The sequence below is a fragment of the Pseudomonas sp. WHRI 8519 genome (genome assembly GCF_040224055.2).
GTDB classification, from domain to species: domain Bacteria; phylum Pseudomonadota; class Gammaproteobacteria; order Pseudomonadales; family Pseudomonadaceae; genus Aquipseudomonas; species Aquipseudomonas putida_X.
Genome location: NZ_CP167996.1, coordinates 5,159,867 through 5,183,504 on the forward strand (window position 1 = coordinate 5,159,867; position 23,638 = coordinate 5,183,504).

Below are 23,638 nucleotides of genomic sequence, written 5' to 3' on the forward strand. Positions count from 1 at the left end.
GTCACGCTGCCGACCCGGTCAGAGCGCTATAAGCTTCAATACAACCTCCCTCTTGGCCAAGGTGCCCGCGCCGATGCGACGTCCTACCCGCCCTCTCCTGCTGGCTACCACCGCCCTGCTCGCCCTCGCAGCCTTGGGCATCTGGTATGGCCAGCGCCACGAGGCGCCGGTTGCGCGCGCGCAAAGCGCCATCCCGGTGCGCGTGGTCAGCGTTGCCCAGCAGGACGTGCCGCGCTACGCCAGCGCCATCGGCTCAGTGCTGTCGCTGCACAGCGTCGAAATAAAACCGCAGGTCGAAGGGGTGCTGACCCGGGTCTTGGTCAAAGAGGGCCAGTGGGTAAAGCAAGGCGACCTGCTGGCAACCCTTGACGACCGCAGCATCCGCGCCAGCCTGGACCAGGCCCGCGCGCAGCTCGGCCAGAGCCAGGCGCAAATCCAGGTCGCCGGTGTAGACCTCAAGCGTTACCGCCTGCTCAGCAGCGATGACGGCGTGTCCAAGCAGACCCTCGACCAGCAACAGGCGCTGGTCAATCAGCTGCAGGCCACCGTAAAAGGCAACCAGGCCGCCATCGCCAATGCCGAAGTGCAACTCTCCTACACGCAGATTCGCTCCCCGGTCACCGGGCGCGTTGGCATCCGCAACATCGACCCCGGCAACCTGGTGCGCGCCAGCGATACGCAGGGCCTGTTCAGCGTGACCCAAATCGACCCCATCGCGGTCGAGTTCTCCTTGCCGCAACAGATGCTGCCAACCCTGCAAGGCCTGCTCAAGGCGTCGGCCCCTGCATTGGTGCAGGCCTACATGGACGCCGATGGCGAACGCACCCTGCTGGGTGAGGGCCACCTGGCGTTGATCGACAACCAGATTTCGGCCAACACCGGGACGGTGCGGGTCAAGGCTGAATTCGACAACAAGGACGGCCGGCTGTGGCCAGGGCAACTGGTGACCATCCGTTTGCGCACCGCGGTGCAGGAGAACGCCCTGGTGGTGCCACCGCCGGTGGTGCAGCGCGGCGCCGATGGCCACTTCGTCTACCGCCTGGACGGTGACAAGGTCACCAGTGTGCCAGTCAAAGTGCTGTACCAGGACAGCGGGCTGAACATCATTGCCGGGGTCAAACCGGGCGAGCGTCTGGTGCTCGATGGCCAGTCGCGGCTCAAGCCCGGCTCGCGCGTGGAGGTCGCCCCGGACGCACCGCCACCGTCGGAAATGGCCGATGGCCGGGGCCAGCCATGAATAGCCGCAACAGTGTATCGGCCTGGTGCATCGACCACCCCATCGCCACATTGCTGTTGACCTTCGCCCTGGTACTGCTAGGCGCCATCGCCTTTCCACGGCTGCCCGTGGCGCCCTTGCCCGAAGCCGACTTCCCGACCATACAAGTCACCGCCCAGTTGCCTGGGGCCAGCCCGGAAACCATGGCCTCTTCGGTGGCCACGCCGCTGGAGGTGCAGTTCAGCGCCATCCCAGGCATGACCCAGATGACCAGTAGCAGCGCACTGGGCTCCACCACCCTGATCCTGCAGTTCACCCTGGACAAGAACATCGACACTGCCGCCCAGGAAGTCCAGGCGGCCATCAACACGGCTATCGCGCGCCTGCCCCAGGACCTGCCCAACCCACCGACCTGGCGCAAGGTCAACCCGGCCGACAGCCCGGTGCTGGTACTCACCGTCAGCTCCGCGCAGATGCCTGGCAATGACCTCAGCGACTATGCCGAGACGTTGCTGGCACGCCAGCTGAGCCAGATCGAAGGCGTCGGCCTGATCAACATCACCGGCCAGTTGCGCCCGGCCATCCGTGTGCAGGCGCAGCCGGAAAAGCTCGCTGCCATGGGCCTTACGCTCGCCGACCTGCGCCAGGCCATCCAGCAGACCAGCCTGAACCTGGCAAAGGGCGCCCTGTATGGCGAGCACAGCGTGTCGACCATCGCCGCCAACGACCAGCTGTTCCACCCCGAGGACTACGCCAGGCTGATCGTCTCTTACCGCGACGGCGCCCCCGTGCACCTGCAGGACGTGGCCAAGGTGATCGACGGTGCCGAAAACGCCTACGTCAAAGCCTGGTCCGGCAACCAGCCGGGGCTGAACCTTGTGGTGTTCCGCCAGCCTGGCGCCAACATCGTCGAAACCGTGGACCGCGTGCTCGGCGCCTTGCCCAAGCTGCAGGAGATGCTGCCGGCCTCGGTCGAGGTGTCGGTGCTGCAGGACCGTACCCGGACCATCCGCGCGTCGCTGCATGAGGTGGAACTGACGCTGATGATCGCCGTGGCCCTGGTGATCGGGGTGATGGCGCTGTTCCTGCGCCAATGGTCGGCCACCCTGGTTGTCTCCAGTGTGCTGGCGGTGTCGCTGATCGCCACGTGCGCACTGATGTACGTGTTCGGTTTCAGCCTGAATAACCTGACCTTGGTGGCCATCGTCATTGCTGTCGGCTTCGTGGTGGACGACGCCATCGTCGTGGTGGAAAACATCCACCGTCATCTGGAAGCCGGCGAAGACAGCCGCACGGCAGCGCTCAAAGGGGCAGGCGAGATCGGCTTCACCGTGGTGTCGATCAGCTTCTCGCTGGTTGCCGCGTTCATTCCGCTGCTGTTCATGGGCGGGGTGGTTGGCCGGCTGTTCAAGGAGTTCGCCCTGACCGCCACCGCTACCATCCTGATTTCGGTGGTCGTGTCGCTGACCCTGGCACCGACCCTGTGCGCCTTGTTAATGCGTCGCCCGCCCTCGGCACATCAAGGTGGCTTCGGCGAGCGGCTGGTGAAGTGGTACGAAAAGGGCCTGGACCGGGCCCTGGCCCACCAGCGCCTGACCCTCGGCGTGTTCGGCCTGACCCTGGCCCTGGCTGTGGTGGGTTACGTGGCCATCCCCAAGGGCTTTTTCCCCCTGCAGGACACCGGTTTCATTCTTGGCACCACTGAAGCGGCGGCGGATGTGTCATACCCGTCGATGATCGACAAGCACCTGGCACTGGCGAAAATCATCGAAGCCGACCCCGCCGTGAGGGCCTTCTCCCATTCGGTGGGCGTTACCGGGAGCAACCAGACCATCGCCAACGGCCGTTTCTGGATCGCCCTCAAGCCCCGCGGCGAGCGCGATGTTTCGGCCAGCGAGCTGATCGACCGGCTGCGCCCAAAGCTTGCGCAGGTGCCTGGCGTGGTGCTGTACATGCGTGCCGGCCAGGACATCAACCTCAGCTCCGGCCCGTCACGCACCCAATACCAGTACGTGCTCAAGAGCAACGACGGCGTCGCCCTCAACCTGTGGACCCAACGCCTGACCGAGCGCCTGCGCGAAAACCCGGCGTTGCGTGACCTGTCCAACGACCTGCAACTGGGCGCCAGCGTTACCCGCATCGACATCGACCGCCAGGCGGCGGCCCGTTTCGGCCTGACCACCACCGACGTCGACCAGGCGCTGTACGACGCCTTTGGCCAGCGACAGATCAGCGAATTCCAGACCGAGACCAACCAGTACAAGGTGATCCTGGAACTGGACGCACAACAGCGCGGCAAGGCCGAAAGCCTGAATTTCTTCTACCTGCGCTCGCCGCTGACCAACGAAATGGTGCCGCTGTCAGCCTTGGCGCATGTCGCCGCGCCCAGCACCGGGCCGCTGTCGATCAGCCATGACGGTCTGTTCCCGGCCGCCAACCTGTCGTTCAACCTGGCCCCCGGCGTGGCCTTGGGCGATGCGGTGGCGATCCTGGAGCGCACCCAGCGCGAGCTGGGCATGCCCGATTCGATCAGCGGCAACTTCCAGGGCGCGGCGCAGGCGTTCCAAAGTTCGCTGTCGAGCCAGCCGTGGCTGATCCTCGCCGCACTGGTGGCGGTGTACATCATCCTTGGCGTGCTCTACGAGAGCCTGGTGCACCCGCTGACCATCATCTCGACCCTGCCGTCGGCGGGCCTGGGCGCGTTGATACTGCTGTGGGCGATGGGCCAGGACTTCAGCATCATGGGCCTGATCGGGGTGGTGCTGCTGATCGGCATCGTCAAGAAGAACGGCATCCTGCTCATCGATTTTGCCCTGGAAGCTCAGCGCCAGCGTGGCCTGACGCCGGAGCAGGCCATCCACCAGGCATGCCTGACGCGCTTTCGGCCCATCATCATGACCACCCTGGCCGCCCTGCTCGGCGCGCTGCCGCTGATGTTCGGCTTTGGCGCCGGTGCCGAGCTGCGCCAGCCGCTGGGTATCGCTGTGGTCGGCGGCCTGCTGGTCAGCCAGGCCCTGACGCTGTTCACCACCCCGGTCATATACTTGGCGCTGGAGCGCCTGTTCCATCGCCCCAAGGCCGCCAGCGCGGTCGCGCCGAGTACCCACTGAGACAAGACCATGCGTGTGCTGATCATCGAAGACGAAGAGAAAACCGCGGACTACCTGCATCGCGGCCTGAGCGAGCAAGGCTTCACTGTCGACCTCGCGCGGGACGGCATCGATGGCCTGCACCTGGCGCTTGAAGGTGACTATGCGGTGATCGTACTCGATGTGATGCTGCCGGGCCTGGATGGCTATGGCGTGCTGCGTGCCTTGCGTGCACGCAAGCAGACGCCGGTGATCATGCTCACCGCACGCGAGCGCGTCGAGGACCGCATCCACGGCCTGCGCGAGGGCGCCGACGATTACCTGGGCAAGCCGTTCTCCTTCCTTGAACTGGTCGCCCGTCTGCAGGCCCTGACCCGTCGCAGCAGCAGCCATGAACCGCTGCAGGTGCAGGTCGGCGACCTGTGGATCGACCTGATGGCGCGCAAGGCCAGCCGTGCCGGCCAACGCCTGGACCTGACCGCCAAGGAATTCTCGCTGCTCAGCGTGCTGGCCAGGCGTCAGGGCGAAATCCTCTCCAAGACCGCCATCGCCGAACTGGTCTGGGACATCAATTTCGACAGCGACGCCAATGTCGTCGAAGTGGCCATCAAGCGCCTGCGCGCCAAGCTCGACGGGCCATTTGACAACAAGCTGCTGCATACCATTCGAGGCATGGGCTATGTCCTGGAAAACCGTGCCGGTTAACTCCCTCGCATTGCGCTTGTCGGCGCTGTTCATTCTGGTGGCGATGGGCGTGTTTCTGGTTATCGGCTCGGCCCTTTACCGCCAGGTCGACCATAGCCTGGACATGCTCCCAGCGGCCGAGCTGGACGCCCGCTTCAGCGTGCTCGAATCCACCCTCAATCGCTACGGTACCCGCGAGCACTGGGCCAAGATCAGTAACAAGCTCAACCTGCTGAGCGAGGAAGACAAACGTATCCGCTTCTGGGTGGTCGGCAGCGACCCCGCGTTCGAATATGGCCAGCCCAGCGAACAGGTCCGCGCATTCGCCCAAGGCCCTGAAGGGATGCGCGACCTGCGCCTGCCTGACAGGCCTTACCCTTACAAGGTGCTGGTCAGCGAGTTGCCGGCCCTGGCAGGCCGCCCGCCCCTGCGGTTTCTGATCGCCATCGATACCGAGACCTTCTGGCAGGCCCAACACAGCCTGCTGGTGGCCATCATCGGGCTGGCGGTGCTCGGCGTGCTGCTGGCCTCGCTACTGGGCTACTGGGTAGCACGCATCGGCCTGCGCCCGCTGCTGGCGCTGTCCAACGAGGCCCAGGCCTTGGCCCCCCCGCGCCTGGATGGCCGCTTGCAAACCGTCAACCTGGCCCCGGAACTGGCGCAATTCGCCGGCGCATTCAATGCCGCGCTCGACCGGGTCAGCCAGGCCTATTCGCAGCTGGAAGCGTTCAACGCCGACGTTGCCCACGAACTGCGCTCGCCGCTGACCAACCTGATCGGCCAGACCCAGGTCGCCCTCACCCGGGGGCGCAGCGCCGAACACTACTTCGAGGTGCTGCAATCGAACCTGGAAGAGCTCGAACGCTTGCGCAACATCATCAACGACATGCTGTTCCTGGCCAGCGCCGACCAGGGCAGCAAAGCCACCGCCCTGACCGAGGTATCGCTGGCCGAAGAAGTGGCCACCACCCTCGATTACCTCGACTACATCCTCGAAGACGCCCAGGTCAGCGTCACCGTCAGCGGCGATGCCCAGGCCCCCATCGAAAAAGCCCACTTGCGCCGGGCATTGATCAACCTGCTGAACAACGCCGTGCAGCACACCGCGCCGCATCAGGTGATCGGCGTGCATATCGATGCCGGGCTGGAGCAGGTCAGCATTGCCGTGAGCAACCCCGGGCCGGCTATCGACGATGATCACCTGCCGCTGCTGTTCGAGCGGTTCTATCGGGTGGATGCGGCACGCAGCAACAGTGGCGGGGGCAACCATGGATTGGGGTTGGCCATCGTCAAGGCGATTGCCTTGATGCATGGGGGCGAAGTTTTCGTACGCAGCGAGGCAGGTGCCAACACCTTCGGCATTCGCCTGCCAAACGCTCAACTGCAGGGTTTTGCGCCGAAGGGGTGACGGTTTTTGCAGAGATAGTTACCTTTTGCGCAACAGTGCTTATCGTACCAGGCGCTGTTTCCAAGGCCATCAAGCGACTAACTTTAGCCCTGTCTCCATTAGCACTTGCAGCGCAAGAAGGTAGTTTCAACATGTCCAACAGTATGGGTATTGCCAGCGTTTTCGTTCTGTCTTCCCTGTTGTTGTCGCCCCTGGCCATGGCCGAAGAATCCCCGGCTTTCGTCGCCCGTAATGCAGAGCTGGCCGCTGTGCACCAGCAAGCCCAAGAGGCTGTCGCGCACAAGGTCGACGCAGGCAAAGATGCAGAACAGACAGCCTCCCGAGTCCATAGCGACGCCAATGCCGAAGGCTGATCGCGCACCACTACCGCTCCCGTTTCCCCCCGGCTACACCATGGGCACCCCCGGCGCCGATATGTTAGCCTTTTAAAGCCGCTGCCGATCAGCGGCTTTTTTTATGTGCGTTGACGATCAGCCCGGCCGTTATTTCTCTAACAAGAAAGTTGCACATTCAAAAATAAAAACTGCCCCACCGTCAGACCAAAGGAGCTAGTACCGGTGCCTTCCGCGTTTCGTTTTACCCCGTTGTTCATTGCATTGACTGCAACGATTCCCTTCGCCGCCCAGGCAGATGAAGACAAGGCTGATGGCTTCATCGAAGGTTCGTCATTCAACCTGCATTTTCGCAATGCCTACTTCAACCGCGACAACCACAACCGCGGCGTGCGCGACACCCGCGAGTGGGGCCAGGGCGCGGTTGCCCGCTTTGAATCGGGCTACACGCCCGGCGTAGTCGGCTTTGGCCTCGATGCGCACGCCATGCTGGGCCTTAAGCTCGATGGCGGTGGCGGCCATGCCGGCACCAGCATCCTGCCCAAGCACGTGAAGGACAACGGTGAACTGGGCGCTGCCCCCCACGCGTTCTCCACCGCAGGCGCGGCGGTCAAGCTCAAGGCCTTCGACACAGAACTCAAAGCCGGTGACCTGTTCCTGACCAACCCGGTGATCGCCGGTGGCGAAACCCGCATGCTGCCGCAAACCTTCCGGGGCGTCAGCCTGACCAACACCAGCGTCGACGGCCTGCTGCTCGAAGGCGGCCAGGTCAGTTTCACCAAGCCGTACAACCAGAGCGGCCACCGCCGCATCGACACTTACTACGGCTTGCTGGATGAGCAGGACAAAAGCAAGCATCTGAACTGGGCGGGCGCGTCGTGGAGCGGCACCGAGAACATCACGGCCAACCTTTATGCCGCCGAGCTGAAGGACATCTGGAACCAGTACTACGCTGATTTCGACTACATCTATGTGGTCAACGACCTGGTCAGCCTCAACCCGGGCGTGCACTTCTACCACACCCAGGACACCGGCCAGGCGCTGCTGGGCAAGATCGACAACAACACCTACAGCGTGCACTTCACCGTCAACGCCGGCTACCACAACGTCACTGCTGCCTACCAGCGGGTCAATGGCGACACGCCGTTCGACTACATCAACCTGGGCGATAGCGTGTACCTGGACAACTCGCGCATGTACTCGGACTTCAACGCGCCCAACGAGCGTTCGTGGAAGCTGCAGTACGGTTATGATTTCACCGGCCTTGGCATGCCTGGCCTGACCACTAGCGTGTCGTACTCGCGCGGCGAGGCGGACCTGTCCAAGGCTGACCAGAACAACACCCACTACGACTACTACCGCGCCGACGGCAAGAACGCCCAGCACTGGGAACGTGACCTGGATGTGAAGTACGTGTTCCAGGAAGGCGACTTCAAGGACCTGTCGGTACTGGTGCGCTATGCCGTACATCGCGGCGGCCAGGGCTATGCGTCGATCGACAGCAACAGCGATAACGACGAACTGCGGGTGATCGTCGATTATCCGTTGAACGTGTTCTGACCTGAGGCCGGCGATAGCCTGGGGCCGCTTCGCGGCCCATCGCCGGCAAGCCGGCTCCCACCGGGACCGCGCCAGCTTTTAGACGTTGAGCATGGCAGTTCCTGCCACAGGACGGGCGTCTACTTCTGGAAATTGGCAAAGCGCAACCTGAAGAGCTGCGCGGTCGCGGTGGGAGCCGGCTTGCCGGCGATGGGCTGCGCAGCAGCCCCCTGCTCGATTCCGTCGGACAAATCTTGTCCGACAATCACCACTTCCCTAGAATATCGCCCGCCGCAACCGGCCCTGCCTCAGCAGTAGCGCGAATGCCCACTCGATTACCGCGTCTCGCCCTCTACAGGTCGCACCCCGAACTGATCCTCAATCTGGGCAGTTGCATCGCCGTGCTCGCCATCGTGGGCATCGTCGGTTACCTGCTGGGGCGTGAGCGTGAGAGTGTCGAACAATCGGCCGTGCGCTCCTCCAGCAATATCGTCCAACTGATCGAAAGCGACATTCTGCGCAACGTCGAACTTTATGACCAATCCCTGCGCGGGCTGATCTGGGCCGTGCAGCACCCCGAACTGCTGCAGGTCACGCCCAGCCTGCGCCAGCAGATCCTTTTCAACCAGACCTTCGCGGCCCCGGTGCGCGGCGATATTCTGTGGCTCAATGCCAATGGCGACGTCGTGGCCGACTCCACCAGCGTGACCCCGCGCCAAGCCAATTTCGCCGATACCTTCGACTTCCGGGCCCATCGCCGCGACCCTGACCTGGGGTTGTTGATCAGCCCGCCATTCAAGGCGCGGCTCGGCGACCTTGACTGGTGCATCAGTTTCAGCCGGCGCATCTCCGCAGCCGATGGCAGCTTTGCCGGGCTGGCCGCCGGCGCCCTGCGCCTCTCCTATTTCAACGAACTGTTCCAGCGCCTTGATATCGGCCATGAAAGCAGCATCAACCTGCTCAACGTCGATGGCCAACTGCTCGCCCGCCAGCCACAACGCGACCAAGACCCGTTGATCGGCACCAGCTTCGCCGACCGGCCCAACTTCAAGCGCATCCTCGGCGAGCGCAGCGGCAGCTTTACAGCCCGCTCCAGTTTCTATGGCACCCAGCGCATGTACACCTTCGCCCGGGTCGCCGACCTGCCGTTGATCGTACTGGTGGTGCACTCAAGCGATGAGGTGTTCCAGTCATGGCGCCGCACGGCGTTGGTGGTCAGTATCGCCACCGGCGTGCTGTGCATCGGTATTCTCTGGCTTACCCTGCTGCTGGGTCGCGAATTGCGCCGCAGGCATGAGGCTGAACAGGGCCTGGCCACATTGGCGGCAACCGATAGCCTGACCGGCCTGGCCAACCGCCGCCGGCTGGATCAGGTGCTGCGCCAGGAATGGGCGCGCGCCCAGCGCAACCGCAGACCGTTGGCCGTGCTGATGGTGGATGTGGATCACTTCAAGGCATTCAACCAGCGCCACGGGCACGCCGGGGGCGATCATGCGTTACGAGAAGTGGCCAAGACGATCGAACAGTGCATACGACGCCCGGCAGACTTGGCGGCGCGATACGGGGGGGAGGAATTTCAAGTGGTTTTGCCGGAAACCGAACTGTCCGGTGCCCGTCTGCTGGCGGAGAGGATCCGTACCCATGTCGAGGCACTGGCACCTTTTGCCGATGATGCACACGCGGTGACGGTGAGCATCGGCATCAGCGTCCACACCCCCGGCACCCAGCAAGATCTGGCGACCATGCTGGGTGCCGCGGATGAGGCGCTCTACCGGGCCAAAGCCAAGGGCCGAAACCGGGTAGAGGGCCCTGAGGATTAGGAGCGGGCGCGTGCGGCGTTGCGCAGTGCCTTCACCTGGTCATGGTTACGCTGTACGCCCTGCAGTTGCTTTTCAACGAGCATATAGCTCTGGTCGGTGGCAGAACGGCCCAGCTTGACCAGTTTCTCACGGGCTTCCTTGTAGGCTTTGAGGGCATGGTCTTCGCCGCGTTCTACTTCGTTGAGCACGGCCTCGTCATCCTTACCGGTAACCATCGACTTCAGGTTCACCCAGCCGCGGTGCAGGTCGCCGCTGATGCTGGTGGAGGTTTCCGGGTCGCCGCCCAGGCGACGCACTTCACTCTGCAGTTCGCTTGCTGCATTGCCGCACTCGCCAGCGCGTTGGGCGAAGAAGGATTTCAGCTCCGGGTTTTTCACATCCTCAGCCGAAGTTCTGAAGCCTTTCTCGCCGTCCTTGCTGTACTCGATCAGGTCGTTAAGCACGTTGATTACGTCTTTGTTGAGGTCGCTCATGGCTGTAACTCCTTGGCAGGTAATAGTCATGTAAACAGGAGCAGCCTTCGTGCCAAACCGACCATTAAATAAAAATTCTTAAAAAACAATAAGTTGCTTGAAGAGTGGAAACCATGGAAAACGGCGTTATGCATGATTGCCGCTTGGGTGCTCGTGCAGATTGCAGTATGGTCGGCGCACGTCTACTGCCAGGTCTTACCGATGAAACCGGAAACCCTCGAACTGCTGGTAATCCGCACCATGCCCTTTGGCAAATACCAAGGCCGGATCATCGCCGACTTGCCGGGTGACTACCTGGCATGGTTTGCGCGCAAGGGGTTTCCGGCGGGTGAGCTGGGCGGGTTGCTGGCGTTGATGCACGAGGTCGATCACAACGGCCTGGGGGATCTGCTGGTGCCGCTGCGGCAAAAGCACCGGCGCTGAGCCTGTTGCGGACCCAGATGCGCGTGGGTCCCGTTGAGCTATATCTGCGCTATGGGGGCTGCTGCGCAGCCCATCGCCGGCAAGCCGGCTTGTATGGTTAGACTTGAAGGGGTGGTGGGACTAAATGCCGGATTCTGACTGTTGACGCAGTACAGACTGTGGGAGACATCGCCCCACCCCTTCCACCAAAGCGCCGATAAAGAATGCATCGTTTGCAAACGACGATAGAAGCAAGCCAGCGCCTCTTGGTGAAAACCCTTCAAGCTCAAAAACCATAACGCGAGGAGCCGCCCATGGCAATGCAGGTAAACAAACTGATCGTGGGTGCGGATGTCGCAAAAGCCGAATTAGTGATTCATCACGATGATCGTGATGAAATTATCAGGCTGAAAAATACCAAGCCCGAAATCAAAAGCTGGCTAAAGCAACAGCCCCTCGGCACTGCAATCGCTGTTGAGGCGACCAATGTCTACCATCTGGACCTGGTTGAGCTAGCCCATGGCTTCGGTTTCGACGTTTATGTCATCGATGGTTTCCAACTGAGCAACTACAGGAAAAGTGTTGGAGGGCGGGTTAAAACTGACCCCTCTGATGCTCGGTTGCTGTCCCGATTTTTGAAAAACGAGGGCGACGATCTTCGTCCTTGGACCCCGCCTCCTGCTGTCTACGGCAAGCTTCAGAGCCTCCTTCGACGCAGAGCTGTCTTGGTGACTGCTCGCACTGCATTAGCTCAGAGCTGGACAAACGAAAGCCTGCTGAAGGCCGCCTTCAAAACCTTCGTAACATCGATAGATCGGCTGGATCAGCTGATACAAAAAAAGATTAAGGAAGTGCTACGAGAGGCTGGGCTGCACGAGCAAGTTGCCCGCTGTCAGGCGGTAGAGGGAATTGGGTTTCTTACCGCTACAGCCCTGGTAATGGCTTTTGTAAGGGGCGAGTTCAAGAGCAGTGATTCGTACATCGCATTCCTGGGAATGGACCTACGGGTTAATGATTCTGGAGAGAAGAATGGACGTCGTCGGCTCACCAAGCGCGGCTGCTCGGAAATCCGTCGTTTGCTGCATAACGCAGCAATGGCGGCCAGCAGGTCGGCCGCTTGGAAAGGGGTATATGAGCAGTACAGAAACAGCGGTAAGGCAACGACCCAGGCGTTGGTAATTCTGGCCAGGAAGCTCGCACGAGTGGCATTCGCCCTGATGAGAAATCAGGACGAATACGTTACCAAAGGCGGGAAAATGGCTTGCTGATAACCATAGAATCTCCCACCCCGACCGCGCAGCGCTTCAGACCTGCGTTGTACCTGTGCAAGCAACTGTCTTGCTCAACGTCTAAAAGCTGGCGCGATTGGACTGCCCCCAAGAAGCTGGCCACCGATCCAACCCTTGCCCTCGGGAGGCCTGGTGAACCTAGGGGGCCGGCGTGCCAGCGCTGAGGCCAGTGATGGTCGAACCACCTAGCCCTTGGCCGGCGCCACGACCATTTCCACCCGCTCGCTCTTTTTAATCAGCGCATACACCACCGCTGTCAGCAGGCTACCCGCGACGATGGCCAGCAGGTACAGCAGCGCATGGTTGATCGCGTTGGGAATCAGCAGCACGAACAGCCCGCCATGGGGCGCCATCAGCTTGCAACCGAAGTACATCGACAGTGCGCCGGTCAACGCGCCGCCGGCAATACTTGCCGGGATGACCCGCAGCGGGTCTTTGGCAGCGAAAGGGATGGCGCCTTCGGAAATGAAGCACAAACCCAGCACCAGAGCGGCCTTGCCGGCCTCGCGCTCGGTTTGGGCGAACTTGCGCCGGGCCAGGAACGTGGCGATACCGAGGCCGATCGGCGGCACCATGCCCGCCGCCATGGTCGCCGCCATCGGCGCGTAGCTCGAGGATGCCAGCAGCCCTACCGAAAAGGCATAGGCCGCTTTGTTGATCGGCCCGCCCAGGTCGATGCACATCATCCCGCCAAGCAGCAGCCCCAGGAGGATGGCGTTGGTGGTGCCCATGCTGTCGAGAAACTGCGTCAGGCCTTCGAGCATGGCAGCCACCGGCTGGCCGACCACATAGATCATCACCAGGCCTGTGAACAGGCTCGCCAGCAGCGGAATGATCAGGATCGGTTTGAGTGCATCGAGGCTGCTCGGCAGGCGTGCCCAGCGGGCAATGGCTTTGGCGCTGTAACCGGCGAGAAAACCCGCGACGATACCGCCGATGAAACCGGCCCCCAGGGTGCTGGCCAGCAGGCCGCCGATCATGCCGGGCGCAAGGCCCGGGCGGTCGGCGATGGACCAGGCGATGTACCCCGCCAGCAACGGCACCATCAGCTTGAATGCAGCCTCGCCGCCGATCTGCATCAATGCCGCCGGCAGGGTGCCCGGCTCCTTGTAGGCCTCGATACCGAAGACGAACGACAGAGCGATCAGCAAGCCGCCAGCCACCACCATCGGCAGCATGAACGAAACACCTGTCAGCAGGTGTTTATAAACACCGGTTTTCTCGCCTTTGCCGGCACTTGCAGCGGCTGCAGTGTCACCTGCGCTTTCCACCTTGGCTTCGGCCAGGGCCTTGTCCAGCGTGGCACGGGCCTGCTTGAGGGCGATGCCGGTTCCGCAACGGTAGATACGCTTACCGGCAAAACGCGCGGTGGGCACTTCGATATCGGCAGCCAGCAGCACCACGTCGGCTTCGGCGATGGCCTGGGCCGACAGCGGGTTACGCGCACCGACCGAACCTTGGGTTTCTACGGTGAGTTGATAGCCAAGCTGTTGCGCTGCCTGCTGCAACGCTTCGGCTGCCATGAACGTATGCGCCACGCCAGTCGGGCAGGCAGTGACCGCAACGACCTTGGCCCCAGCAGTGGCCATCGGCTGTTCGGCCTGATGAGTAACGGCCTGTACCTGGGCCTTCGCCGCCGCCTCGTCGAGGAAACCTTCACGGTCGGCCAGCGCTTGCGCCGGTGTGCTCTGGAACAAACGCTTGCCGGCGAAGCGGGCCAGGTCGACCGGCCCGGTGCTGACAACCAGCACCCAGTCAGCATCCGCGATCTGCGCGGCGCTCAGTTGGCGGTCGGGATGTTCGGCATCCTGCACTTCCACGCAGGTTTTCCAACCGCGGCGCTGGGCGGCAGCGGCCAGCAGGCGCGCACTCAGCACGCTGGACACCTGGCCGTTCGGGCAGGCGGTGACAATGGCAATGTTCATCGGCGAGCCTCTTGTTGTTCTGTCAGTTGCACGGCGGCCTCCAGGCGCGCCAGTTGCTCGCGGTCACGGATACCGAAACCGACCTGGGTCACGGCCTGGGCGGCGATGGCCGTGGCGCGGCGCAGGGTCTGCAAAGGCGCCTCAGCCAGCAGCAAGCCGTGAACCATGCCGGCTACCAGCGAGTCGCCCGCGCCGACCGTGCTGGCAACACGCACTTGCGGTGGCTGGGCGTGCAGCGTGCGGCCAGCCGTGAACCAGCTGACGCCCTGCTCCCCTGCCGACACCACTACATGCTCGACACCCGTGGCCAGCAGCCGTTGGGCGGCAGCCTGCTGTTCGGCGGCGCTGTGCACGTCAAGGCCAAGCACTTCGCCCAGTTCTTCGGTGTTGGGTTTGACCAGCCAAGGGGCGCTGTCCAGGCCTGCGCGCAGGGCCGCACCGCTGCTGTCGAGGGCAACCTTCAGGCCTTGGCCCTTGAGCTGTTCGAGCAACCGGGCGAACCAATCAGGGCTGATACCGCGTGGCAGGCTCCCCGCCACCACCACGGCGTCATGTTGGGGAGCCACCTGCTCAAGCAGGCGCAGCAGGGCCTCGCAAGCAGCCTCATCGACCTGCGGGCCTTGGCCATTGATATCGGTCACACGGCCATCGGCTTCGACCAGTTTGAGGTTGCTGCGTGTCTCGCCCGGCACACGCACGAAGCAATCGGCAAAGCCGCGCCATTGGATCAACGCCTCGAACGGTTGCAGGTTGTCCTGGCCCAGGAAACCACCGACGGTCACGCTGTGCCCAAGGTCGGCCAGTACCTGGGCCACGTTCAACCCTTTACCCGCGGCATGGCTGTGCTGGTCCTGGGCGCGGTTGACGTGCCCGGTGCGCAGCGCATCGAGGCTTACGGTGATGTCCAGCGCCGGGTTCAGGGTCAGGGTAAGGATCTTGGCCATTCAGTAACGCTCCACCAGCGCGCGAACCGCTGCGGCGCTGTCCTGTTGCAGGGCCTCGCGCGCCAGGGCGCGGGCCGTCTGGTGATCGGCCTGGCGAACCAGTGCCTTGACTTCGGCAACGCTGCGCGCGGCCACGCTCAGTTCGTCCACGTCCAGGCCCAGCAGCACCGCCACCGCCTGCGGGTCGGCGGCCAGTTCACCGCACACGCCTACCCACTTGCCCTCGGCATGGGCGGCGCGCACGGTCATGTCGATCAGGCTCAGCACCGCCGGGTGCAGGCCGTCGGCCTGGGCCGATAGGCTGGGGTGGCCACGGTCGATGGCCAAGGTGTACTGGGTCAGGTCGTTGGTGCCAATACTGAAAAAGTCCACTTCGCGGGCCAGTTGTGGCGCCAGCAACGCGGCGGACGGCACTTCGACCATGATGCCCAGTTGCAGGTCGGCTACCGGGATTTCTTCACGCAGGCGCTCGACCATGGCCCTCGCCTCACGCCATTCGTGCACCTGGCCGACCATCGGGAACATGATGCGCAACGGGCGCTGATCGGCGGCGCGCAGCAGGGCTCTGAGCTGGTCTTCCATGATCTGCGGGCGCTGCAAGGTCAGGCGCACGCCGCGCACACCGAGAAACGGGTTTTCCTCGGCAGCGATCGGCCAATAGGGCAACGGTTTGTCCCCGCCCACATCGAGGGTGCGCACGACCAGGGGTCGCCCGCCCAGCCCATCCAGCACACGGCGGTACTCGGCTTCCTGGGTGGCGACATCCGGCGCCTGCGAGTGGGCCATGAAGATCAGCTCGGTGCGCAGTAGGCCGATACCTTCGGCGCCCTGCTCCACCACCTTGTCGATGCCGCCGCTCTGGCCGATGTTGGCGAACACCTCGACGGCATGGCCATCGCGGGTTACCGCGGGCTCATGACGGTTGGCCCAGGCAGCTTGCAGACGCTGTTCGCGCAGGTCGCGCTCGGCCAGCGCACGTTGCAGCTCATCGGCTGGCGGGGCGACGCTGACCACGCCGCGCTGGCCATCGAGCAACAGCGGCGTACCGGGTTCGAGCAGCAGAAGCGCCGCCCCCGCGCCGACCACCGCCGGGATGCCCAGGGCCCGCGCGACGATCGCACTGTGTGCGGTTGCGCCGCCATGGGCGGTGACGATACCGGCAACCCGCGCCGGGTCCAGGCGGGCAACATCCGAGGGGCCGACTTCGCCCATCACCAGCACATAAGGTTGATCAGGCTCGGCCTGCGTCTGCACACCGCACAGCTGCGCCAACACCCGGCGGCCGATGTCTCGCAGGTCGGCGGCACGCTCGGCGAGCAGCGCATCATGCAGCGCCTCCTGTTCGCGGGCCGCCGCTTCGATAACGGCCATCCACGCGGCGGCGGCGCTCTCACCCTGGGCCAGACGCAGCTCGACATCGTCGGCCAGTGCAGGGTCGGCGAGCATTTCCTGATGGGTGACGAAGATCTCGCCAACGGCCTTGTCGCTACGCTGCACCAAGGCCTGCAACTCGGCGTTCACTGTCTCCAGTGCCCGGCGTAGCTTGGCCCGCTCCTGCGCCGGCGATTCGCCACGCAGGGGGTAATCGATGTCGCGCTCGACGCAGACGTGGGCGGGCCCACTGGCAATGCCCGGGGCCGCAGCCACCGCCTGGATACGGCTACCGGCAGCCGGCGCCTGCAACACCTCGACAGGCGCGGGGCTCACCGCAGCGGTGGTTTTCGGCAAAGGCTCGACATCCTCACCCAAGCCCTGCTCGATTGCCGCCAGCAGTGCTGGCAAAGCATCAGCGGCAATGGACGGCTCGGCCAGCAGCTCCAGTTCCTGGCCACGGCGTGCGCCGAGGCTGAGCAGCTTGCTCAGGCTCTTGACCGACACCGCAGGTTGCGCGCTGTCCAGCACTCGCAGGCGGATTTCGCCCTCGAAACCCTTGGCCAACTGCGCGAGGATTTTTGCCGGGCGGGCGTGCAGGCCATGTGGATTGGCCAGCACGATACGGGCGCTGGGCCAGTCAGGCGCGGTCTCGCCACCGAGCACCTCCAGTACCGCGCGGCTGCTGGTGGCCTGGTAAAGCGTTTGCCCACGCCCCTCGATCAGTACCTCGCACAGGCGCTCGAGCAGCGCCTGGTGGGCTGCGCCGAGGCTGGCCAGGCAAAACAGGCCATTCAGTGGCTGGTCGCGGTAGCGCAGCGGCTGCTGGGGAGTGACGAAGGCCAGGCCTGGCTGACGGACCTGCCGCTCGCTGTGCAGCCACCAGAGCCCCTCGCCCAGGGGCAGAGGCTCGGCCTGCTGCAGCACAGCGGCAAAACCATTGTCGACACACCCGGCACGTTGCAACAGGCGGGCACCGCGCCAGGCCAACTCGTCGAAGTCTTCGGCGGGCAGGTTCAGGCTGACCAGTTGCGCATCCAGCGCCAGCGCCTGGGGTGCACCCTGCAGCAGCTTGAGCAGCGCTTCGGCGGAACTGGCACGGCGCAGGGCTTCGGCCAGGTCGGTTTCGCCCAGGGCGCGGGTCAGCAATTGCAGCAAACGCAGGTGCTCGTCGGAGCGTGCGGCAATGCCGATGGCCAGGTAGACGATCTGCCCGTCCCCCCAGTCCACGCCGTCAGGAAACTGCAGCAAGCGCACGCCAGTGGCGTACACCAGGTCGCGGGTCTGCGGCGTGCCGTGGGGGATGGCGATACCTTGGCCCAGGAATGTGGACCCTTGCGCTTCGCGCGCCTGCAGGCCCTGCAAATACCCTTCGGCGACCAGGCCGTCAGCGACCAGTCGATCCGCCAGCAGGCGCAGGGCCTGGCCTTTGTCGGTAGCCGTCTGGCCCATGGCTATCTGCTCTTTGGCGAGCTCGAGCATGACCTTCTCCTTTTGCAGCCCCTGCGCGCACTTTTGCACCGGGTACTGAGGTATTGTTGTGAAATTCACGTATTCAGCCAGTCAAAGGCCTTGCACGAGCGGCAGGCAAGGCAGAAAAATGAATAGCTGAAACGTTTAATCTGACCAAGCGGCCACGTTACTCGATAATCTTCCGGGGAAAAAGCCCCATCCTGTCGGACAATTGCGACAATGGTCGTCTGCGCGTGGCGACCAGCCCGGGTCAAACTGCCCGGTCTGGTGGTATAGCCCGCCCCGGTAATAACAAGGAAAATTCGGTGAAACTCAGCGATATCGCCCGTCTGGCTGGTGTGTCCGTGACCACTGCCAGCTACGTCATCAATGGCAAGGCCGAACAGCAGCGCATCAGCAACAGCACCGTCGAGCGGGTGCGTGCGGTGGTCGAGGCCCACGGCTTCACGCCCAACCCCCAGGCTGCGGGCCTGCGCAGCCGGCATACCCGTACCTTGGGCTTCATTCTGCCGGACCTGGAAAACCCCAGCTACGCTCGCATTGCCAAGCAGCTGGAGCAAGGCGCCCGCGCCCGTGGCTATCAACTGCTGATCGCCAGCAGCGATGACCGGCCCGACAGTGAGCGCCAACTGCAGCAACTGTTTCGTGCCCGGCGTTGCGATGCCTTGTTCGTCGCCAGTTGCCTGCCCCCGGAAGATGACAGCTACCGTGAACTGCAGGACAAGGGCCTGCCGGTGATCGCCATTGACCGGCGCCTGAACCCGGCACACTTCTGTTCGGTCATCAGCGATGATCGCGATGCCAGCCGCCAGTTGGCCGATAGCCTGCTGGCCACGGCACCGCGCAGCATCGCGCTGATCGGCGCGCGCCCGGAGCTGTCGGTCAGCCAGGCCCGTGCGGGCGGCTTCGACGAAGCGATGCAGGGTTTTAGCGGGGACGTGCGCCGTTATCAGGGCGAGGCATTCAGCCGCGAATGCGGCCAGCGCTTGATGCAGCAGCTGATCGACGAGCTGGGCGGCCTGCCGGATGCCTTGGTCACGACGTCCTACGTGCTGCTGCAAGGCGTGTTCGACACTCTGCAGGCGCGCCCGGCCGATTCGCGCCTGCTGCACCTGGGCACCTTCGGTGACAACCAGTTGCTCGATTTCCTGCCGCTGCCGGTCAATGCCATGGCCCAGCAACATGGCCTGATCGCCGCCACCGCCCTGGAGCTTGCCTTGGCGGCCATCGAGGACAAACGCTACGAACCCGGCGTGCATGCCGTCGCCAGAACCTTCAAGCAACGTATCACTGTGGCCTGAACATGCGCCTGATCGACACGCACACCCACCTTGACTTCCCCGACTTCGATGCCGACCGCACGCGTTTGCTGGCCAGTGCGCAGGGGCGTGGGGTGGAGCGCATGGTCGTGCTGGGGGTTGATCAGGCCAATTTCCAGCGGGTGTGGGACCTGGCCTGCAGCGATGAGCGCGTGCGCGCAGCGCTTGGGTTGCATCCGGTCTACCTGGAGCAGCATCGCCCCGAGCACCTGGTGCAGTTGCGTCAATGGCTTGAACGTCTGGATGGTGATCCGCGGCTATGCGCCGTGGGCGAATTCGGCCTGGACTACTACATCGAAACGCTGGACAAGGCGCGCCAGCAAGCGCTGTTCGAAGCACAATTGCAGATGGCCTGTGACTTCGAACTGCCCGCCCTGCTCCACGTGCGCCGCAGCCATGCTCAGGTGATCGCCACGCTCAAGCGCTACAAGCCGGCGCGGGCAGGGATCATCCACGCCTTCGCCGGCAGTTACGAAGAAGCGCGCGAATACATCAAGCTGGGTTTCCGCCTGGGGCTGGGTGGCGCCGCAACCTGGCCGCAGGCTGTGCGCTTGCGCAAGACCCTGCCGCGCCTGCCGCTGGAGAGCATCGTGCTGGAGACCGACGCCCCGGACATGGCCCCGGCGATGTTTGCCGGTGAGCGAAACAGCCCGGAGCATCTGCCAGAGATCGCCCAGGCATTGGCCGAGGTGATCGGCATTGATGTGCAGTTGCTGGCCGAGGCCAGCAGCACAAATGCCTGTGAGTTGTTTGGCTGGTAGTCCTGGCACAGGCTCGGCCCGTGCACAGGCCGGCACTGGCTAAACCCTGAACGCGCCAATCAAGCGTTTCAACTCCACCACCTGCTCCGACAATGCCCGGCTGGCATCCTCGGTCTGGCAAGCGCCCAACGAGGTGTCCTGCGCCGCCTGGTTGATCGCCACGATGTTCTGGTCAATGTCATGGGCCACCGCCGTCTGCTGCTCTACCGCCGCCGCTATCTGCTGGTTCTGCTCAACGATGCCGCCCACCGCGCCAAGGATGTTGCCAAGCGCCTGTTGCACCTGGCGTGCCTCCTCGACCGTGCCCGCAGCCATCTGATGGCTGCTGCCCATGGCGCGAACCGCTGCCCCGACACCGTCCTGCAAACGCTGGATCATCTGCGCTATCTGCGCAGTGGAGTCCTGGGTACGTTTGGCCAAGGTACGCACTTCATCAGCGACCACGGCAAACCCGCGCCCTTGCTCACCGGCCCGGGCCGCCTCGATTGCAGCGTTGAGTGCCAGCAGGTTGGTCTGCTCAGCGATACTGCGGATCACCTCAAGGACCTGGCTGATCGCCTGGCTGTCGTCAGCCAGCTGATTGATCGCCAACACGGTCTGGTCGATTTCGGCAGCCAGCCGGCCAATGCTGCCTTGCTGCTCTTGCACCAAGGTGCGGCCATTGGCACTTTCGTGATTGACCTGCTGTGCACCATCGGCGGCCAAGGCAGCACTGCGCGCCACCTCCTGCGCAGTGGCGCTCATCTGGTTCATCGCCGTGGCCACCTGCTCGATCTGTTCACGCTGGCCGCTGACGGACTGGCTGCTGCGTGCCGATACGGCCAATACCTGCCCGGCCTGCGCTTCGACCGCCACAACGGTGTGGCCAACCTGCTCGATCAGGCAACGGATCCGGCGCACGGTTTCGCTGAAGCCCTGCGCCAGTTCGCCCAGTTCATCGCGGCTGTGGGCGTTGAAACTGACCGTCATGTCACCGGCCGCCACCTTGTCCATCGCGCCACCCAGCTTGCGCAGCGTCGTGCGGGTCGACACATAAAAGCCGCCGTAGAGGTAGAGGATCAGCGCGAAGACGCCTGCCAGCACCGCCACCAGGGCGACCATGCGCAGGCGCTGCTGGCCAAGACGCTCCTGCAACTGCAGCTGCAGATGCCCAAGCACTTGTTCGTTCAGTTGGTAGGTGTGAGCCATCAGCTCACTCACCTGTTGATAGAAGGGGAGCCAGGGCGCATCCAGGGTTTCAGCGACCACCACACGCTCTTCGAACAACGCGGCGGCTTGTTTGACGGAAGCTTTGCTGGCCTGCGCAGCGGCGGTCATGGCCGCAGGGACGCCAGGGTCACTGGCCAGGGCTTCATCCACCCGCATGCCATAGTCCGCCGCCAAACGCTCCAGGCGCTGCAGCAAGTCTTCGAAGCGCACGCTGCCGGACGAGTCGATGAACCCTCGGCCAAGTGCAATGGCGCCCATCGCCCTGCCCTCGCCCAGGGCCAGGGTCACCTGTGCGGTGGCGGTGCCGAGCAATTCGCTCAACTGGCGCACCGAAACCTGGCTGTCCTGGCTCAGGCCGGACTGGCTGGCCACCAATTTGCTCAGCACCTGTACTTGGCCCAGCAGTTTGTCGAAGAGGGCGACCTTGGCCTGCAAAGAGGTTTCGGCCTGGGCACTGGCAAAAGCGCCGGCCAGCTCGTCGAGCTTTGCCTGAGGAACCGACTCATGGCCTTGCAGGGCCTGCACCTGAGCCTGGACCTTGTCCTGCAAGGCAGCGATGCGCGACTCCAGGTCGCCGGCCTGGCCCGACTGCCCGAGCACGGCATTGATCTGCATGAGGTTGCCGAGGGTTTCCATGTCGGCGCGCAATACCAGGCTGCCACTCAATGGGGTGATGCCCTGCAATTGAGCACGGGTTGCCTGGAACTGCTGATAGGCGTCGCGCACCAGGTAGCTGCTGGTGGCGAGCATGGGCAGGAAGAACAGGGCGCTGATGAGGCTGAACTTCTGGCCGAAGCTCAGCCGGTTCATCAGTGCGATTGCCGGGTAGAGCAGACGCTTCACGGGGCACCTCCTTGAATTCTTGTTGTTCTGCGAGGGGTAGCACTAGGCCACCTGTATAACGCAGATCGAACCGGAGGTTTGTAACTTAAGGTTAACCGGCGCTCAGACCAGCACCGTCCACAGCGCAAAGCCCGCGTACCACAGCACCGCACAGCGCAGCAGCAGCTCCCACAGGCTATCGAGCCGGGCCACACCACGCTGGCTGTCCTCTTGCTCGGGAATGTCATCGGCAACCCGCCCGACCCTGGCCACCAGGTGCCCGGCGCTGATATGCCAGTTGAGCAGTTCGTGCAGCATCACGCGGGTCACTGCGACGAAATTGCCAACCAGGGCAAAACTCAGGGCCAGCACGCGCACTGGAAGCCAGTCCATGATGTGCCGCAGCTGCTCGGCACGGGCCTTCAGCGCAGGTTGGCTACTGTTATCGCCTGTCAGCGCCAGCAAGCGATAGGCCAACGCCGCCCCGGGGCCGAGCACGAAGTACCAGAAGATCACAGCGAAGAAACTCTGATAGGCCTGCCACAACAGGTAGCCTTGCACGCGCACCAGCAACACCTGGGCTTCATCAGCCTCCAGGCCCAGGTCGCGCTCGGCCACATGCAGCGCGGCCTGGTCGTCGCCGCGCCGCCAGGCATCGCGAAGCGGGCCCAAGGCAGCCTTGGCATCGCCGCGGCCCAGGCTGTAGATCAGCACCAGCAGGTGCACTGGCAGCGCCAGCAACCCATAGGCCACCGGGTCGAGCACGTGCAGCAGCAACACCAGCACCGCCACGGGTGCAAGCACCAGGATGGCCAGGCTCCACCAGGGATGCACCCGCCCGCTGCGTTCCAGGCGCACCAGCTCGCCCAGGAAGAAGCCATCGCGCTGTACCTGATGGCGCAGCGCCGAGAACTTCTCGACCCACAACGCCAGTATCAACACCAGAAAACTCATGCCTTGTCCTCGTTGTGCTGCACGGCGGCGCGGTAACGCTGCCAGTCGAATGCCGGGCCGGGATCGGTCTTGCGCTGCGGGGCAATGTCGCTATGGCCACGGATCCGGCCCAGGTCGATAGCTGGCCAGGCCGCCTGAATCTGCCGGGTGAGTTGTTCCAGCGCCCTGTACTGGGCATCGCTGTAAGGCAGGTCGTCGGTACCTTCCAGCTCGATACCGATGGAAAAGTCGTTACAGCCTTCTCGGCCGTCAAAACACGACACCCCCGCATGCCAGGCACGGTCCAGCAACGACACGAACTGGGTCACCGCACCGTCGCGCTCCACGAACAGGTGCGCCGATACGGTCAGGTGGCTGATGCTGGCAAAGTAGGGATGTTCGTTGGGGTCCAGGCGGTTCTGGAAGAACTGTTGGACTTTGCCGCTGCCGAAGCAGGCCGGCGGCAGGCTGATGTTGTGGATCACCAGCAGGGAAATCGATTCGCCCTCGGGTCGCGCGTTGAAGTTCGGCGAAGGGCAGTGGGTGATTCCGTTTCCGTGGAACCAGCCGGTGGCACGGTCCAATTGCATGGGGCAGTTCCTGAAGAACGCTAGGTACAGAGGCGCAGT

Annotated in this window: 18 protein-coding genes and 1 pseudogene; 11 read left to right on the forward strand and 8 right to left on the reverse strand. The window is 63.7% G+C overall.

From position 1 onward, the window contains the following. Nucleotides 1-73 precede the first annotated feature (73 nt). The 7 genes from ABRP30_RS23580 (at nucleotide 74) to ABRP30_RS23610 (ending at nucleotide 10,088) form a co-directional block, all read left to right on the forward strand. Nucleotides 74-1,237, forward strand: coding sequence for an efflux RND transporter periplasmic adaptor subunit (locus ABRP30_RS23580; RefSeq protein ID WP_349974834.1), 1,164 nt, complete (start codon nucleotides 74-76; stop codon nucleotides 1,235-1,237). Then, nucleotides 1,234-4,326, forward strand: coding sequence for a multidrug efflux RND transporter permease subunit (locus ABRP30_RS23585; protein WP_349974835.1), 3,093 nt, complete (start codon nucleotides 1,234-1,236; stop codon nucleotides 4,324-4,326). The genes ABRP30_RS23580 and ABRP30_RS23585 overlap by 4 nt, the downstream gene beginning before the upstream one ends. 9 nt (nucleotides 4,327-4,335) lie before the next feature. Then, the gene (locus ABRP30_RS23590) at nucleotides 4,336-5,010 is read left to right on the forward strand and encodes a heavy metal response regulator transcription factor (protein WP_267818660.1); all 675 of its coding nucleotides are present in this window, start codon (nucleotides 4,336-4,338) and stop codon (nucleotides 5,008-5,010) included. Then, nucleotides 4,985-6,397, forward strand: a complete 1,413-nt coding sequence (locus ABRP30_RS23595; protein WP_267818662.1) for a heavy metal sensor histidine kinase — start codon at nucleotides 4,985-4,987, stop codon at nucleotides 6,395-6,397. Before ABRP30_RS23590 ends, ABRP30_RS23595 begins: the two co-directional genes overlap by 26 nt. Nucleotides 6,398-6,528: 131 nt before the next feature. Then, nucleotides 6,529-6,750 (forward strand): hypothetical protein, encoded by a 222-nt coding sequence (locus ABRP30_RS23600; RefSeq protein ID WP_349974836.1) that lies wholly within the window; start codon nucleotides 6,529-6,531, stop codon nucleotides 6,748-6,750. Between the two features lie 204 nt (nucleotides 6,751-6,954). After that, a complete protein-coding gene (locus tag ABRP30_RS23605; RefSeq protein ID WP_349974837.1) occupies nucleotides 6,955-8,289 on the forward strand; it encodes an OprD family porin in 1,335 nt (444 codons plus the stop codon). Nucleotides 8,290-8,591: 302 nt separating this feature from the next. After that, the gene (locus ABRP30_RS23610) at nucleotides 8,592-10,088 is read left to right on the forward strand and encodes a sensor domain-containing diguanylate cyclase (RefSeq protein ID WP_349974838.1); all 1,497 of its coding nucleotides are present in this window, start codon (nucleotides 8,592-8,594) and stop codon (nucleotides 10,086-10,088) included. On the opposite strand, the gene ABRP30_RS23615 is transcribed toward ABRP30_RS23610, so the two are convergent. After that, nucleotides 10,085-10,561 (reverse strand): PA2169 family four-helix-bundle protein, encoded by a 477-nt coding sequence (locus ABRP30_RS23615; protein WP_267818670.1) that lies wholly within the window; start codon nucleotides 10,559-10,561, stop codon nucleotides 10,085-10,087. The genes ABRP30_RS23610 and ABRP30_RS23615 overlap by 4 nt on opposite strands. A gap of 201 nt (nucleotides 10,562-10,762) precedes the next feature. On the opposite strand from ABRP30_RS23615, the gene ABRP30_RS23620 reads away from it, so the two are divergent. After that, a complete protein-coding gene (locus tag ABRP30_RS23620; RefSeq protein WP_012316204.1) occupies nucleotides 10,763-10,984 on the forward strand; it encodes a DUF3820 family protein in 222 nt (73 codons plus the stop codon). A 293-nt stretch (nucleotides 10,985-11,277) separates the two neighbouring features. Beyond that, a complete protein-coding gene (locus ABRP30_RS23625; protein ID WP_372490323.1) occupies nucleotides 11,278-12,231 on the forward strand; it encodes an IS110 family transposase in 954 nt (317 codons plus the stop codon). A 206-nt stretch (nucleotides 12,232-12,437) separates the two neighbouring features. Here the strand turns inward: ABRP30_RS23625 and ABRP30_RS23630 are convergent, their stop codons facing one another. From ABRP30_RS23630 to ptsP, 3 genes are read right to left on the reverse strand one after another with little or no spacing between them, the layout of a single operon-like run. Further along, nucleotides 12,438-14,177, reverse strand: coding sequence for a PTS fructose-like transporter subunit IIB (locus ABRP30_RS23630; protein WP_267818673.1), 1,740 nt, complete (start codon nucleotides 14,175-14,177; stop codon nucleotides 12,438-12,440). Then, nucleotides 14,174-15,121, reverse strand: a complete 948-nt coding sequence (gene pfkB / locus ABRP30_RS23635) for a 1-phosphofructokinase (RefSeq protein ID WP_349976610.1) — start codon at nucleotides 15,119-15,121, stop codon at nucleotides 14,174-14,176. The genes ABRP30_RS23630 and pfkB overlap by 4 nt, the downstream gene beginning before the upstream one ends. Beyond that, nucleotides 15,122-17,974 carry a phosphoenolpyruvate--protein phosphotransferase gene (gene ptsP / locus ABRP30_RS23640; RefSeq protein WP_349976609.1) on the reverse strand — a complete coding sequence of 951 codons (2,853 nt, stop codon included), beginning with the start codon at nucleotides 17,972-17,974 and terminating at the stop codon, nucleotides 15,122-15,124. A gap of 296 nt (nucleotides 17,975-18,270) precedes the next feature. Here ptsP and cra point away from each other — a divergent pair, with 296 nt between their 5' ends. Together cra and ABRP30_RS23650 are read left to right on the forward strand one after the other, a co-directional pair. Beyond that, nucleotides 18,271-19,266 (forward strand): catabolite repressor/activator, encoded by a 996-nt coding sequence (gene cra, locus ABRP30_RS23645; RefSeq protein WP_241806367.1) that lies wholly within the window; start codon nucleotides 18,271-18,273, stop codon nucleotides 19,264-19,266. A gap of 2 nt (nucleotides 19,267-19,268) precedes the next feature. Beyond that, nucleotides 19,269-20,045 (forward strand): TatD family hydrolase, encoded by a 777-nt coding sequence (locus ABRP30_RS23650; protein WP_241806366.1) that lies wholly within the window; start codon nucleotides 19,269-19,271, stop codon nucleotides 20,043-20,045. Between the two features lie 39 nt (nucleotides 20,046-20,084). On the opposite strand, the gene ABRP30_RS23655 is transcribed toward ABRP30_RS23650, so the two are convergent. The 4 genes and pseudogenes from ABRP30_RS23655 to ampD form a co-directional block, all read right to left on the reverse strand. Next, a complete protein-coding gene (locus ABRP30_RS23655; protein WP_372490507.1) occupies nucleotides 20,085-21,014 on the reverse strand; it encodes a methyl-accepting chemotaxis protein in 930 nt (309 codons plus the stop codon). Then, nucleotides 20,991-22,064, reverse strand: a pseudogene (locus ABRP30_RS23660) (methyl-accepting chemotaxis protein); the annotation flags it as partial. The gene ABRP30_RS23655 and the pseudogene ABRP30_RS23660, both read right to left, overlap by 24 nt. Nucleotides 22,065-22,199: 135 nt before the next feature. Then, nucleotides 22,200-23,030: a regulatory signaling modulator protein AmpE gene (gene ampE, locus ABRP30_RS23665; protein ID WP_349976607.1), complete on the reverse strand. Its 831-nt coding sequence runs from the start codon at nucleotides 23,028-23,030 to the stop codon at nucleotides 22,200-22,202. Further along, nucleotides 23,027-23,599 (reverse strand): 1,6-anhydro-N-acetylmuramyl-L-alanine amidase AmpD, encoded by a 573-nt coding sequence (gene ampD, locus ABRP30_RS23670; RefSeq protein ID WP_267818687.1) that lies wholly within the window; start codon nucleotides 23,597-23,599, stop codon nucleotides 23,027-23,029. Before ampD ends, ampE begins: the two co-directional genes overlap by 4 nt. Nucleotides 23,600-23,638: the final 39 nt, after the last annotated feature.

What these genes read in the sequence shown, in the direction of transcription:
- ABRP30_RS23585 (WP_349974835.1), top strand. Translation starts at nt 1,234, where the DNA reads ATGAATAGCCGCAACAGTGTATCGGCCTGGTGCATCGACCACCCCATC.
- ABRP30_RS23615 (WP_267818670.1), bottom strand. Translation starts at nt 10,561, where the DNA reads ATGAGCGACCTCAACAAAGACGTAATCAACGTGCTTAACGACCTGATC.
- ABRP30_RS23600 (WP_349974836.1), top strand. Translation starts at nt 6,529, where the DNA reads ATGTCCAACAGTATGGGTATTGCCAGCGTTTTCGTTCTGTCTTCCCTG.
- ABRP30_RS23625 (WP_372490323.1), top strand. Translation starts at nt 11,278, where the DNA reads ATGGCAATGCAGGTAAACAAACTGATCGTGGGTGCGGATGTCGCAAAA.
- ABRP30_RS23630 (WP_267818673.1), bottom strand. Translation starts at nt 14,177, where the DNA reads ATGAACATTGCCATTGTCACCGCCTGCCCGAACGGCCAGGTGTCCAGC.
- ABRP30_RS23650 (WP_241806366.1), top strand. Translation starts at nt 19,269, where the DNA reads ATGCGCCTGATCGACACGCACACCCACCTTGACTTCCCCGACTTCGAT.
- ampD (WP_267818687.1), bottom strand. Translation starts at nt 23,599, where the DNA reads ATGCAATTGGACCGTGCCACCGGCTGGTTCCACGGAAACGGAATCACC.
- ampE (WP_349976607.1), bottom strand. Translation starts at nt 23,030, where the DNA reads ATGAGTTTTCTGGTGTTGATACTGGCGTTGTGGGTCGAGAAGTTCTCG.
- ptsP (WP_349976609.1), bottom strand. Translation starts at nt 17,974, where the DNA reads ATGCTCGAGCTCGCCAAAGAGCAGATAGCCATGGGCCAGACGGCTACC.
- ABRP30_RS23580 (WP_349974834.1), top strand. Translation starts at nt 74, where the DNA reads ATGCGACGTCCTACCCGCCCTCTCCTGCTGGCTACCACCGCCCTGCTC.
- ABRP30_RS23620 (WP_012316204.1), top strand. Translation starts at nt 10,763, where the DNA reads ATGAAACCGGAAACCCTCGAACTGCTGGTAATCCGCACCATGCCCTTT.
- ABRP30_RS23610 (WP_349974838.1), top strand. Translation starts at nt 8,592, where the DNA reads ATGCCCACTCGATTACCGCGTCTCGCCCTCTACAGGTCGCACCCCGAA.
- ABRP30_RS23655 (WP_372490507.1), bottom strand. Translation starts at nt 21,014, where the DNA reads ATGACGGTCAGTTTCAACGCCCACAGCCGCGATGAACTGGGCGAACTG.
- ABRP30_RS23595 (WP_267818662.1), top strand. Translation starts at nt 4,985, where the DNA reads ATGTCCTGGAAAACCGTGCCGGTTAACTCCCTCGCATTGCGCTTGTCG.
- pfkB (WP_349976610.1), bottom strand. Translation starts at nt 15,121, where the DNA reads ATGGCCAAGATCCTTACCCTGACCCTGAACCCGGCGCTGGACATCACC.
- ABRP30_RS23590 (WP_267818660.1), top strand. Translation starts at nt 4,336, where the DNA reads ATGCGTGTGCTGATCATCGAAGACGAAGAGAAAACCGCGGACTACCTG.